The following is a 12,272-nucleotide window of genomic DNA, read 5'->3' on the forward strand; positions in this document are numbered from 1 at the left end:
CCGACTATGGTTCAGGCTCTGGCTCGGTCGGCTCATCCTCACCACCCATTGCTTCACGCAGGCGGCGCCGCGCAGCGTTCAGGCGGTCGCCGTAGTCCGGCATGAAGATCTCAGCCAACGCCTTATCGAGCGTGCCCGAGATCGTGTGCAGCGGCGACCAGACCGCTCGGTCGGTCACGATGGCGCTCAACTGATCTGACTTCATCGTCACCTCGTACAGCCAGTCCGAGAGGACGAAGGCCTGATCGGGTGTGAGCTTGATGGTCACTGGTTCGTCGTTCACGCGGTCACCGTAGCGAGTCAGTGCCTGCGTCTTCCCGTCTGCCGTTCAGCCCACGCGTAGCGCGATCAGGAGCTGACTGGGCTGAGCGGCAGGCGGGAAGACGCACCTCGACCCCCACCCAGGTAGGCCGATTCGACCCGTCATCCCGGAGTCGTGAGGTCCTGCCGGAGGCAATGTCGGTAGGGGCTGGCAGGGTGCTCCAAGTGACGGAGATGGTGGTTCCCAAACTGCACCAGTGGACGATCGAGGCGCGCGAGTACGCGCGGCAGGAGACGCGGCGCGGGAAGCGGCACGCCTACCAGGAACTGGTGCCGGAGCGTACTGCGCTGGTGGTGGTCGACATGGTCTCGTTCTTCGTCGCGGAAGGGGACTACGAGCGCGGCATCGTGCCGAACATCCAGGAGCTTGCCTGCACCCTGCGCGGTCTGGGTGGGACAGTCGCGTGGGTGTTGCCGGGACGAACCGAGATCACCGCGGTGACAGAGGAGTTCCTCGGGGCCGACGTGGCGCAGATGTTCAGCGAATCGGGCGGCACCGGGCCGCTTCGGGACCGGGTCTGGCGCGAGTTCGACGTACAAGACGACGACCTGATCGTGGAGAAGACGGCGGCGAGCGCCTTCTTCCCAGGCCGCTGCGATCTGCCGGACCTGCTCGCGGCGCGTGGCATCGATACCGTCCTGATCACCGGCACCGTGGCGAACGTCTGCTGCGAGTCCACCGCCCGCGACGCCAGCACTCTCGACTACCGCGTCCTGATGGTCGCCGACGCAAACGCCGCCCGCCGCGACCAGGACCTCAACGCCACCCTCCACACCGTCTACCGCACCTTCGGCGACGTCCGCCCCACCGCCGAAGTACTCACCCTCCTCACTTGACGAACGATCGGTCTGTCCTCCGTCGACTGATGCCCTGATCGCGGCAGAGACTGCGTTCTTTGGTTCGGCCGACCGTCGAGCGGACCATTCTCGCTCGGAGGCGTTGGCAGCGGACCGGACCGAGCTTGCGTTTCATGAGAGAGATCAGGTTGCGGGCTCGGCTGACTGGGCCCGGGAGAGTCGGATCAGGCGGGCGCCGAGAACTGCGATCCAGAGGAACAGCACCGTCACGAACACCCGCTGCAGCAGTCCGTTCCACGAGCCGGCGACACCGGTGATGAACAGAACCAGCAACACGAGACCCAGTACCGCGGTGATGAGGGAGTAGGTACGCAGGTCGCGCCACGACTGATCGCCGCGGAAGGCACTGGCGAACACCAGTGCTGCGGCCACAAGGGCGAGGAACACCACGAGGCTGACCAGGTCGTGGGTGGCGTGATGCCAAGATACGTCGCCGGCGTCGGCGCGGTCGGCGCACGCGTCTAGTTGGCTGCTGCAGTCGTTGCGGGCCAGGCCGGCGACGATGATGCCGACGCCGGCGACTCCAACAAGGATCGAGCCGACCGTCGCGGGCCTGCCTTTCAACGCGCCTGCAAGCCCGGCCCCGAGCGCGACGATCCCGGTACCGAGCAGCAGAAAGCCCGTGATCATGATCCACGCGTTCTGGGCGTCCAAAGCCGCTAGCGCGCTGATGTCCTCCCGCCGGACGCTGTAGTCGTCCTGCACTACAGCCCCAACAATCCACGCGATGGTGAAAGCGATCGGGCCCATCACAGCAAGCCAGCCCAACACCAGACGGGTATCCACGCTCCTCATGCATCGAACGCTACGCGACTCGCATCCCCACGCCGGCTCTTAGGAAGAGTCGAAGCAGGATGAATCCATCGTGAGCAAGCTCGCAACGCGACTAAGCGTCCCGAGAGCCGCTGTCGAACTGAAAGGCGGAAGGTCGGCGGTTCGAGACCGCCCCTGACCACACCTCTTAGTTGCGGCTTCTCAATCTGAGAACCGCCAGCTTCTCCGCTAGTCCAGCTGACAGGACGCTAGGAGTCTGCGAGCCACGCCAGCATGCGGCCCTGCGACCAGCAGCGGCCGATGGCCTCCGCGTGCAGAGCCGATCCGTCAAATACCGCGAGGCCGATGATGCTGTGGCCGGAGGCGCGGCGATCGCCGAGTGTCGGGATCGCGGGCGCGACTCCGACCCCCTCCGCTGACACCCACGCCACCGCCCGACCGGCCGCCGCTTCGTCGAGGCGGTGCAGGAAGCGCAGACGGCTCTCGAGCGGGAAGTGCGACAGCGCCCACGTCGAGGTGACGACAGGCAGGGCGTCCGAGGGCACGCGGGCGAAGGCGTCGGGCAACACCTCGAGGGCGTCACCTTGCAGCAGCAGCGGAGGGGCCGTTGCCGCCAACGCCATCTCAGCCTCGAGCCTAGAGATCCCCTCCGGCTGATCCGGCGACAGGCAGGCGCGCAACCATCGGGCGTCATCCGCGTCGGTCACGTCGACCGGATCGAGGTCGACGCCGACCCGGGCGACGACCTCGGGCATCGCCTGCGTCGGCACGGGCCGGTCTCCCACGATCGAAGCCGACTGCTGCACAGGCGATGACGGGTCGCCCAGCGAGTGTCCGTTGCTGTACGTGATGCCAACGCGATCGACGTTGAGATTGAGCCCAGCCGAGCAGCCCACGTCGATCAGCCCGACCGCATTCGCGCCTACCCGGCGCGCCGCCTCGGCAATCGCCGGATACAGCACGGCGCAGCGTCCGGTCTCGTTGGTCCGCGTCCGCCGGCGCGCGGCGACGGCCACGACCGAGTCGGTCATTCGCAGCAGTGTGTCGATCGCCGCGCTGGCGGCAGCGTCGCCGTCCGCGGCGGCATAGGCCGCGGCAAGCGCCGGGGCGCGTCCGGCGAGGGCGAGGTCGTGCAGGGCTGCGAGGATCACCGTGGGGTTCCGCTTGCGCGCCGGCGCCCCCTCGATGGCGCGCAGCGCCTCGTCGGACTCACTCAGGGCGACGGCGACGCGCTCGTACAGCGGCGAGGTTTCGGCGGCGTCGACCTCACCGAAGTGTCGGTACACCTGAGCGAGCGTGCGGGCCCTACCCACGGGGTACGACGCTTCCTTCAGTCGGCTCTGGCATCCCCGCGATTCTAGCCATTGGAAAGAAGCCCTCGTTTGTCGACTGCCCGCAGCATGGATGGGCATGCGGTACTCCGGTCGCGCGAATCACCGGGATCAGGTGACGCCTCCTCACCTGTCTGGCGGCAACGCTGACAGTGGCCCGCCTCCCGGCAGGGATTTAGCAGCGGATTGAGATGGGCGAGCCCACCCGGGAGCGCTGCCAAACCAACCCGAACCGAACGGAGATCCTCCGTGAGCACCGAGCAGCGAGAGAACCTCGAAGCAGTCCTGCGACAGTCAGCCTTCCCCGCCGACATCGATATCAACGAGCAACGGCGACTGCTCCGAGAGTTGATATCGGCGCAGCCGCTACCCGCCGACGTGACCGTGACAGCAGCCGCACTGGGCGGCGTCCCAACCGCCGAGATCACCATCGACGGAATCGAGCCTCGCCACGTTGTTCTCTACTTCCACAGCGGCGTGTACGTGCTGGGGGACGCCTTCCAATCCGCTGGCCTCGCCTCGCAGGTCGGCCGGCGGACGGGCGCCAAGGTCATCTCCGTCGACTACCGGCTCGCCCCCGAGCATCCGTATCCGGCAGCGGTCGACGACGCTCTTGCAGCCTACGAAGCCCTCCTGCACAACGGCATTGCCCCTTCGGACATCGCCTTCGCGGGAGAGTCCGCCGGAGGCGGGCTCGCCGTCGCCACCATGGTCAACGCCCGAGATCACGGATTGCCCTTGCCAGCCGCAGCCTTCGTCATGTCACCGTACGTCGACCTCACCCTGGCCGGGGCGACCATGCAAACCAAGCGCGAGGTCGACACGCTGATGAGCCGAGAAAACCTCCAGTCCCGGGTCACCGACTACACGTCGGGACAGGACGCCGCTCTTGGCCTCATCAGCCCGATATTCGCCGATCTGTCCGGCCTGCCGCCCCTGATCATCCAGGTCGGAACTCACGAAGTTCTCCTCGACGACGCCATCCGCCTCGCGCAACAAGCCGCCACCGCCGACGTCGAGGTCACCCTCGACATCACCCCTGGCGTGCCGCACGTCTTCCAAACCTTCTACCCGATGCTCGACGAAGCGACCGCTGCACTGGACCGAGCCGGACAGTTCCTGTCGGCGCATCTCGCCGGCGCAGAACGCGTCACCGCATAGCGAAAGGCAGATCGGCATGGCGCGGGTGGGCCAGGTTTGCAAGTCCATGAGCTCACCCTTGAGTGAGGCGAAGAACGACTCCGAGAGAGCGTTGTCCCAGCACTGGCCGGCGCGGCCGTGTGACAGCGTCACGGCGATCTTGCGATCCGATCGTTGGACGGTGTTGCCACCGATCACGGTTCGAGCAACCTCGTGCTCGCCATCGAGTCCCTCGGCCTCCCTGTGGGGCCGAGATCCTTGTGCCGGCCATGACGTGGGTTGCAACGGCGACAGCCTCGCCGCTTGGTTCCTTGCCGCTTTCAAGTGACCTTCGGCGATTTCTACAGACCATCCAGTCGCCTGGTCATCGTGTCGAGTGTTGGCCAAGGAGGACCCTCGCGCAGCGAGCGCAGGAATTCCTCTCCGAATCGCCTCCCGTTCGGAAACTGGTCGCCAACGTCCCATCGCCACGCTGCGACCATCGCGAGAACGAGCTCCCGGCACTCGTCCAGCAGTCCTTGGTCAACGCTCGGGTAGTGCTCGCAGACCGCCTCGGGAACATGGGCGAGATCGAACTCGACGGGTCCACGACAGCACGTCTCAAAGTCGATGAACAACGGGCCATTCTTCGTGCTGAGCACATTGCCTTGATGCGGCTCGCCGTGGAGCAGCTGCTCCACGGCGCCGCGGTCGTCGATCGCCCGTCGCAGGCTTCCTAGTCTGCCGCTGAGGAACACGCGGTCTGCGTCGGCGAGCTCCGGCGAGAGATCCGGGTTGGCAACGACTTCTTCCGCCTCCGCGATTCGATCCGTGAACCGTGGGCTGGCCACATCAACCTTGCGCATGCCGGCGTGCAGCCGCTCCAGCGCCTTCGCGTAGTCGACTGGTGAGACGTGAGGTGTCACGGGCTCGTAGTAGATCCACAGCGTCACTGCGAAGCCATCGCGCGTGTACACAAGCGGGTCCACCCGAGGCTCCAAGGCGCCCACCGGGCATCCGACCTCGGCGAGCCGTTGAGCGAGCTCGACTTCGAGCTGTGCGACCTCTTGCCCCACATGGGCGACCCGGGCAAGGACGTCGCATGGCGTCAGCCGCAGCGCCAGCTTGTTCGAGTTGTGGAGAACGATTGCGTCGTTGGCTGGTAGGTCGAGCGATGCGGCGACCGAAGTCGCAGCCGCGATCGCACGCGTGATGTCGGACATCTCCATGATTTGGTCAGGCTACATTCGTGATCTTGTTCGGTCTCCCTAGTTTTCGGCGGGGCTGCGGTAGCCAGGTTTGCAGGTCGATGAGCTCACCCTTGAGTGAGGCGAAGAACGACTCCGAGAGAGCGTTGTCGCAGCACTGGCAGCCGCGGTCGGCGGATACCGGCCTGGCGCATCAGCCGGGCCACCAAGCGGGTCAGGCCCAGGACTTGGTACCGCGGTGGGCTGATGTGATGACTCATCGCGATCCACGGTCCACGAAGAAGCGCGCCGCCAAGGCCCAGGCGGCGGACAGAAGAGGCTTTGGACCCAACCATTTGGGAGGGCGATCGAGTGTGAGCCTGACGCCGGTGGCGGCGCTGATGACAGCGCGGTCTCCGAGCGGCACGGCCAGGGTGACGACCGCGGCTTTCCTCAGCAGGACGGCCGGACAGGCAGCATCGGCCGGCACCGGACCGTGGCTCCCTCCGATGACCACCAGGTCCTCGAACTCGAGGACGTGAGCTCGAAGGTCGGGCTCACAGGCCCCATGGTTGAGGATGAAGGTGAGGGTGCTGTCGTCGATCCGGGTGAGGCTCTCGCCTTGGAGGAGGCCGGGCTCCAGCTCGGCGAGGCCGGGCGGTGGGACGGGCTCAACTCGAGGCTTGAGTACATCTTTGGAGACTGCGACGACGACGATCGGTCTCGACAAGCCTTTCGCAGTGAAGGACCAGGCGGGCACGGTCGCAGTACCGCTGCTCGTGACCACCTCGTCTGTTCCCAAGGAAGCGCGGGTGATCGTGAGCTTGCACGACGATGCCGGTACGCCTCTGCAGTTGCTGCGAGTGGTTCCGATCTCTCCAGTCAGGGCAGGCTGGGCGTCGAGCACGCCAACCGGAAGGCTCGATCCGTCCGCGAAATCGATGCGGGAGGTCCCGCCTGATCCGAGTTGAACGCCCGGTGCGACTGCGACCTGCCCGGCCGTCCACGCAAGCTTCTGCTCGGTCGTGTCGAATGCAAGACCCGGTGTCCGGGATGAGTACAGGAAGATCCCAGAAGGCGGTTTCGGGATCCCCGCAGCCCGGACAGCCTCCGCCACCGCGCGCGCCCGGTCGAGAAATGCCGGAGTCGCGGGAGCTGACGGAATCACCGTCGGAACCGCCGCGCGGGGGCTCGCTGTTCCGGAGGCTGCATCACGGGGCGCGGTCGGCCCGGTGATAGGCGTTGTGTTACTCGCTCCAGCGGTTGGCAGTACCTCGGTCCCACACGCCGATAGGGCGAAACCGATGAGAACGACAGCAGGACCCCAGTACGCACGAGACCGTGTGCCGCGGTTAACGGGCATCATGCTAGAGACACGCAAGTTCTGGCGAAATCGTTGCCTCGGCCGTCATGGGCCGAGTATCCGCTCACCCGGGCGAGGCATCACGCAACCCACTCCGGCGCGACCTCTGCCCTCGAGATGGAATTGGCGGTCCGTCGACGTCGAGGAAGAGCAACGGACGCGGCGCAGTACCCGGCACGACTGCACGATAGCGGCTCAACACTCCCGCGTTCGTTGACGAACCCTGGGCTAGGGCCAGGTGGTCATGAACTGGTCCGCTACCGCGACTTGCCAGACATGGCCGTCTGGATCGGCGAAGGCACCGTCGTACCCCCACGGCTGCTCGCCGGGCTGTCGGATGATCACGGCTCCCGCCGTTGCAGCACGTGCGATCAAGTCCTCTACGTCCGCGCTTGTCGGCAGGCTGAGGGTGAGGATGCACTCGCTTTGACCAGCCGACGCCTGGTGACGGCCGCTGAGTACCCAACCGAAGCCTTCCGTAGGGATCAGCATGACCCGAACGCTGTCGCCGAGAATGAGGCGCAGAGGCTCGGGTACGCCGTCGTCCGCGGGCTCCCCGGGTACGGCGAATCCGAGTCCGGAACGGTAGAACGCGTAGGACCTCTGGCGGTCTGAGATCGGCAGGGCAATTGTCACGGCTGTTTGTTCGTAGCTCATGTAGCCGGCACCAACTTCACATCAGCCGTGGCCGTTCCGTGTTGCATAGCCTGTCCCTTCTCGCAATGTTGTCGTTCGGGCTAACCGGACGGACGCACCGACCTCACCGGCCGCGGCGCGCTCGTGGCGCACGTTCACGCCGCGCTTTCCACCCGCTACCTCTACGACGAACCAGAATGCCGGATCCGGACAGCGCGCGCGAAACTCACCAGCCGGGTGCCCCTCTTAGTTCGCAGTACCGCCGACGACAGCTCGGTACGTGGGGGTTGCCCACGTACCGAGCCGAGGTTGTAGGTCGGATCGGTGTCTCAGAGGATGGTGAGGCCGATGGTGCCTGGGGCCAGGTTGCGGCTGTTGACCGTGTCGTTGCCGGCGCGCGTGTCCACGATCAGCTGGTCGGTGGGTTCTGCGTGGGTGATCCGGACGGTGGGCTTCAGACCGTTGACGTTCACGGTGCCTCCGGACCCGGAGACGCGGATGAAGTCCCGGCCGGCCGTACCGTTGACGGTCACCGAATCGATCGCGCCGTCGCCGGCGCGGGTCTGGCTGCCGAGATCGACGTCGACCTTGCGGACGTCGGTACCGCGCAGGTCGCCGATCGTGGTGGAGTCAGCGCCTCCCAGCGCCTTCAGCACCACCCGCTCGACGTCGTCGGTGTCCATCACGATGTTGCCGAGGTCGCGGGTGAACCGCAGCCGCGCGCCGTTGGCGGTGGCGGCGAACTTCTCCGCACCATCGCTCCCGTTGAAGAGCATCTTGTCGGTACCGCGGCCGCCCTCGATCACGTCGCTGCCGTCGCCCGGATCCCAGGTGAACGCATCGTCACCGTTGCCCAGCAATGCCGTGTCGGTACCACGGTTGCCGTCGACGCGATCGTTGCCATCGCCGGTACGGAACAGCTCGTTGCCGCTGCCGCCGGACACGACGTCATCGCCGGCACCGGTGTCCACGACCGTGAACGGCTGGGTCTGAGCACCGAAGTCGATCCGTACGTCGTCGGCGCCGCTCCGGCTGTTCACCAGCATCTGGCCGAAGTCGGCGAGCTTGACCGTTTCGTCTGCCTGGCCGTCGTTTCCGAAGTCGACCTCGAGCACGGTGGGATCGGCCGCCGGTACCCGCAGTGCGATGTTGTCGGCATGATTGGTGCCTGTGACAATCAACTGCCGGTTGTCGATCTGCACGGTCCCCCTCGGCGCGGTCGCGGCGGCCGGACCAGCCACACTGAAGGCGATGCCGGTGGCGATGGCGGCCACTGCGGCCGAGCTGAGGCCCCGCCGAAGTCGAATTGCGTGATTCATGATGTGGTTCCTCCTTGTCAGTCACGGTTGCTGCCGGTTCCCCCGCGCACCGTGCTCGGTTGTCCTGTGCCCTCCGATACGGCCCCCGGCAGCATTCGGTTCAACCGATCCGAAGAAATGTGCAACCGACGGGCGCAGCAGAGGAACCCTTCCGTCGGTCCAGCAACGCGGCTAACCAGTGGACACAACTGTCACCGGTGAGTCGCCTGCCGCTGAGAAGTCAAACCGTGTCGGCCATCTCTTCGCGTTCTGCGATGAACTCGTCAAGCAGTTCGAAGAGCGCCTTGATGACTTGCTGCTCCTGGTCTGCGAGAAGCTCCCATTGTTGCCACCCGTCGGGGAGCGCAAGGTGGCGGACTTGACCGTGCCATCCGTGGTTACAGTCGCGGCCTCGTCTGGCGATCAGCCACTCGCACCAGCCATCCAGACCTGGCCCGCCATGGCGACGGGCATGAGCGTCGTAACCGTCCATGTACGCCTCCAGGCCGGCGAGCGTGACTCGGCCGATGAACATCCCAGGACGCTTGGCGACGTTGGCCCAGTACTCGCGTTCACTCATGCCGACGAGATCCATCCGCTCATCATCCCGCGCCGAGGTCCAGCAAGGCCGGACGCCAGCGACAACCGCAGTACGACGGTTGCCTTGCTTCGGCGACGTGCCAACTGGGATGAAAGGCATTGTCGAACTGAAAGGCGGAAGGTCGGCGGTTCGGGACCGCACCTGACTACATGTCCGTGGCGTGACCTCTTCTCTAGAGTGACGGCATGAGCATCGAGTCAGAGGTCCTCGCCGTTTCCGCTGCGTGGGACGCCGCACTTGTTCGCAACGGTGCGCAGGCGGTTGCCGCCTTCATGGCCGACGGGTGGGCTTACGTTGGACCCACCGGTGCGACGCCGAAAGACGACATCGTCGGGTGGATTGCGTCCGGGCAGCTTGCTCATCACACGATGGAGATCGTTGGAGACGCACGAGTGGCTGCGTACGGCGAGTCCGTCATCGTCACGGCGCGCAAGCAGAGCTCCGGCAGCTGGAACGGCGTGTCCTTCACGGCGGACGAGTGGATCAGCGAGATGTACGTGCGGAGTGACGGCCGCTGGCTCTGCGTGCTCAGCCACAAGTGTCCGGTGGAGCCGTAGTGCCTGCTGTCGAGAGGCGAGCTCGACAGCAGGCTTCGGCTGATGTCAGGAGGTTGTGAGTATGACGAGTTGCTGGGTTGCTCGGGTCATTGCGACATAGCGGTCGACTGCTCCTTCGATGCCCTGGCCGAACGTCTCTGGGTCGATGAGGACGACCAGGTCGAACTCGAGGCCCTTCGACAACTCCGGGGTGAGCGAGCGGACACGGTACGTCGCCCCCAACGTGCCATCCTCAAGGCCATCGGCGCTGATGACGCAGGCGATCCCGTCGGCATGCTCAGCGAGCCAGGCGTCGAGGACGGAGCCCAAATCCGAAGTAGATCCATGGACGACCGGTACGTCGCTGCTGCGGATGGAGGTCGGCACGTTCGCATCCGGGAGCACGGCCCGGATCACCGGCTCGGCTTCCGCCATGACCTCTGCCGGCGTCCGGTAGTTGATGCTCAGCGAGGCCAGATTGATCCGGTCCAGTCCGATCCGCTCAAGGCGTTCCCGCCACGACTCCGTGAACCCGTGCCTGGCCTGGGCGCGGTCCCCGACGATGGTGAAACTCCGGGACGGGCAGCGCAGCAGCAACATCTGCCACTCCGCGTCGGTCAGTTCCTGAGCCTCGTCCACGACGATGTGCGCGAACGGGCCTGCCAGCTCGTCCGGGTCGGCGGTGGGCAGCGCGGTCTCGTCGACCAGGGCCTCCTGCAGATCCTGCCCGCGCAGCATCGGCACCCAGCCTTCGTTGTCGTCATCGGCCTGGAGAATGTTGTCGATGACATCGGCCATGCGTTCCCGTTCGGCCGCGGCGGCGGCCTTTTGCCGACGCTTCCGTCGGGATGCCTCCGGGTCGCCCAGTCGCTGCCGCGCGGCGTCCAGGAGCGGCAGGTCGGACGCCGTCCACGCCTGGGGGTCCGCGCGCTGCAGCAACTTGATCTCCTCCGGACTGAGCCAGGGAGCACACATCCGCAGGTAGGCGGGCACCGACCAGAGATCTCCGACGAGATCGGTCGGTTCGATCAGCGGCCACGCTTTGCCGAAGGTATCGACCAAATCTTCGTTCTGCTCAAGGGATCTGCGCACCAGGTCAACCGAGAGATCCTCGTCCTCGTACTCCTCCTCGTGTTTGTCCAGCAGGATCGTGAGCAGCTCTTCCCAGACCTGGTCGCGCGCCTCGTTGTGCGGAGTACTGGCGTCTGCTGATCCGAACGCCTCGGCCCAGTCGGCGGGGCTGAGCCAGATGTCGGACCAGTGGGTCTCGACCGTCATCCCCTTGGTGGGCGCCTCTTCGTACAGCCTGACAGCCGGCTCGATCGCCTTCACCATGTCCGCAGATGACTTCAGCAGGGCCACATTCGGGTCGAGCTCGTCCGGCGCCGAGGATCCCTCCGGGAGCAGGTCCCGCAGGGTGCAGGTCTGCACGCCTTCCTCGCCGAGGCTGGGGAGTACGTCGGCGACGTAGGCCAGGTACGGCTGGTGCGGACCGACGAACAGCACGCCGCCCCGGCGATGCCCCAGGCGCGGGTCGGAGTACAGGAGGTAGGCGGTGCGGTGCAGGGCGACGACGGTCTTCCCCGTACCAGGGCCGCCGTCGACGACGAGAGCGCCGCGGGAACCTGCGCGGATGATGGCGTCCTGGTCGGCCTGGATGGTGCCGAGCACGTCTCGCATCTGCTGCGACCGGCTGCTGCCCAGGCTGGCGATGAAGGCGGACTGGTCGTCAAGCGCCGCGTGGTGCCCTTCGAACCCGTCCGGGGTGAACACCTCGTCCCAGTAGTCGCTGATCCGGCCGTGGGTCCAGCGATACCTGCGGCGGCTTGCCAGACCCATCGGGTTCGCGTGGGTCGCTCCGAAGAACGGCTCGGCCGCGGGCGAGCGCCAGTCGATCAGCAGCCGACGACCCGTACTGTCCGTGAGGCCGAGCCTTCCGACGTACACGGGCTCGGGGTCGTCTGCGCTGACCATGTGTCCGAGGCACAGGTCCAGACCGAAGCGACGCAGGGTGCGCAGGCGAGAGGTCAGCCGGTGGATCTCCAGGTCCCGGTCCATCGCCTCCTGGCCGCTGCCGCCGGGCGCCTTGCGCGCGGCATCGAGACGGTCGGACAGGTCAGCGATCGACTGGTCGAGGCTCTCCGCGATCGACGCGAAGTGCTGCTCGTCGCCGGCGATCAGCGCCGGGGCGGCCTTGGGAGCGAGGTGGTCGGTGAGGTTGAACGCGCTGGTGGTCTGGGGGTTCACT

12 protein-coding genes are annotated in these 12,272 nt (G+C 66.3%); 4 read left to right on the forward strand and 8 right to left on the reverse strand.

The annotated features are described in order from the left end of the window. Nucleotides 1–4 precede the first annotated feature (4 nt). Nucleotides 5–283, reverse strand: coding sequence for a hypothetical protein (locus tag ACFPJ1_RS23595; RefSeq protein WP_380107045.1), 279 nt, complete (start codon nucleotides 281–283; stop codon nucleotides 5–7). A 212-nt stretch (nucleotides 284–495) separates the two neighbouring features. Here ACFPJ1_RS23595 and ACFPJ1_RS23600 point away from each other — a divergent pair, with 212 nt between their 5' ends. Beyond that, complete coding sequence (locus ACFPJ1_RS23600; protein WP_380107367.1) at nucleotides 496–1,158, forward strand: isochorismatase family protein; 663 nt, start codon at nucleotides 496–498, stop codon at nucleotides 1,156–1,158. A 144-nt stretch (nucleotides 1,159–1,302) separates the two neighbouring features. Here ACFPJ1_RS23600 and ACFPJ1_RS23605 read toward each other — a convergent pair whose 3' ends face one another. Beyond that, entirely contained in the window at nucleotides 1,303–1,974 is a 672-nt protein-coding gene (locus tag ACFPJ1_RS23605; protein ID WP_380107046.1) for a DUF998 domain-containing protein, read from the reverse strand. A gap of 227 nt (nucleotides 1,975–2,201) precedes the next feature. Further along, on the reverse strand, nucleotides 2,202–3,239 hold the full coding sequence (locus ACFPJ1_RS23610) for a DUF2332 domain-containing protein (RefSeq protein WP_380107047.1): 1,038 nt from the start codon (nucleotides 3,237–3,239) through the stop codon (nucleotides 2,202–2,204). Between the two features lie 294 nt (nucleotides 3,240–3,533). Between ACFPJ1_RS23610 and ACFPJ1_RS23615 the strand changes: the two genes are divergently transcribed. Continuing rightward, complete coding sequence (locus ACFPJ1_RS23615; RefSeq protein WP_380107049.1) at nucleotides 3,534–4,445, forward strand: alpha/beta hydrolase; 912 nt, start codon at nucleotides 3,534–3,536, stop codon at nucleotides 4,443–4,445. A gap of 320 nt (nucleotides 4,446–4,765) precedes the next feature. Here the strand turns inward: ACFPJ1_RS23615 and ACFPJ1_RS23620 are convergent, their stop codons facing one another. Beyond that, the gene (locus tag ACFPJ1_RS23620) at nucleotides 4,766–5,632 is read right to left on the reverse strand and encodes a phosphotransferase family protein (protein ID WP_380107051.1); all 867 of its coding nucleotides are present in this window, start codon (nucleotides 5,630–5,632) and stop codon (nucleotides 4,766–4,768) included. Nucleotides 5,633–6,273: 641 nt separating this feature from the next. Between ACFPJ1_RS23620 and ACFPJ1_RS23625 the strand changes: the two genes are divergently transcribed. Next, a complete protein-coding gene (locus tag ACFPJ1_RS23625; RefSeq protein ID WP_380107053.1) occupies nucleotides 6,274–6,561 on the forward strand; it encodes a hypothetical protein in 288 nt (95 codons plus the stop codon). Nucleotides 6,562–7,181: 620 nt separating this feature from the next. On the opposite strand, the gene ACFPJ1_RS23630 is transcribed toward ACFPJ1_RS23625, so the two are convergent. The 3 genes from ACFPJ1_RS23630 to ACFPJ1_RS23640 all read right to left on the reverse strand — a co-directional run bounded on the left by ACFPJ1_RS23630 (nucleotide 7,182) and on the right by ACFPJ1_RS23640 (nucleotide 9,482). Next, entirely contained in the window at nucleotides 7,182–7,610 is a 429-nt protein-coding gene (locus tag ACFPJ1_RS23630) for a VOC family protein (RefSeq protein ID WP_380107055.1), read from the reverse strand. Between the two features lie 308 nt (nucleotides 7,611–7,918). Continuing rightward, nucleotides 7,919–8,908, reverse strand: a complete 990-nt coding sequence (locus tag ACFPJ1_RS23635; RefSeq protein ID WP_380107056.1) for a calcium-binding protein — start codon at nucleotides 8,906–8,908, stop codon at nucleotides 7,919–7,921. Nucleotides 8,909–9,128: 220 nt separating this feature from the next. Next, entirely contained in the window at nucleotides 9,129–9,482 is a 354-nt protein-coding gene (locus ACFPJ1_RS23640; RefSeq protein ID WP_380107058.1) for a hypothetical protein, read from the reverse strand. A gap of 191 nt (nucleotides 9,483–9,673) precedes the next feature. Between ACFPJ1_RS23640 and ACFPJ1_RS23645 the strand changes: the two genes are divergently transcribed. After that, nucleotides 9,674–10,045 carry a nuclear transport factor 2 family protein gene (locus tag ACFPJ1_RS23645; RefSeq protein WP_380107059.1) on the forward strand — a complete coding sequence of 124 codons (372 nt, stop codon included), beginning with the start codon at nucleotides 9,674–9,676 and terminating at the stop codon, nucleotides 10,043–10,045. A gap of 45 nt (nucleotides 10,046–10,090) precedes the next feature. On the opposite strand, the gene helR is transcribed toward ACFPJ1_RS23645, so the two are convergent. Continuing rightward, nucleotides 10,091–12,271 carry an RNA polymerase recycling motor ATPase HelR gene (helR, locus tag ACFPJ1_RS23650; RefSeq protein ID WP_380107061.1) on the reverse strand — a complete coding sequence of 727 codons (2,181 nt, stop codon included), beginning with the start codon at nucleotides 12,269–12,271 and terminating at the stop codon, nucleotides 10,091–10,093. Between the last annotated feature and the right edge of the window lies 1 nt (nucleotide 12,272).

Origin of the sequence: Kribbella qitaiheensis (assembly GCF_042657745.1) — a bacterium.
GTDB classification, from domain to species: Bacteria; Actinomycetota; Actinomycetes; order Propionibacteriales; family Kribbellaceae; genus Kribbella; species Kribbella qitaiheensis.

Excerpts from the sequence above, each read along its gene's own strand:
- ACFPJ1_RS23600 (WP_380107367.1), top strand. The coding sequence starts at position 496 with ATGGTGGTTCCCAAACTGCACCAGTGGACGATCGAGGCGCGCGAGTAC.
- ACFPJ1_RS23635 (WP_380107056.1), bottom strand. The coding sequence starts at position 8,908 with ATGAATCACGCAATTCGACTTCGGCGGGGCCTCAGCTCGGCCGCAGTG.
- ACFPJ1_RS23645 (WP_380107059.1), top strand. The coding sequence starts at position 9,674 with ATGAGCATCGAGTCAGAGGTCCTCGCCGTTTCCGCTGCGTGGGACGCC.
- ACFPJ1_RS23605 (WP_380107046.1), bottom strand. The coding sequence starts at position 1,974 with ATGAGGAGCGTGGATACCCGTCTGGTGTTGGGCTGGCTTGCTGTGATG.
- ACFPJ1_RS23640 (WP_380107058.1), bottom strand. The coding sequence starts at position 9,482 with ATGGATCTCGTCGGCATGAGTGAACGCGAGTACTGGGCCAACGTCGCC.
- ACFPJ1_RS23620 (WP_380107051.1), bottom strand. The coding sequence starts at position 5,632 with ATGGAGATGTCCGACATCACGCGTGCGATCGCGGCTGCGACTTCGGTC.
- ACFPJ1_RS23630 (WP_380107055.1), bottom strand. The coding sequence starts at position 7,610 with ATGAGCTACGAACAAACAGCCGTGACAATTGCCCTGCCGATCTCAGAC.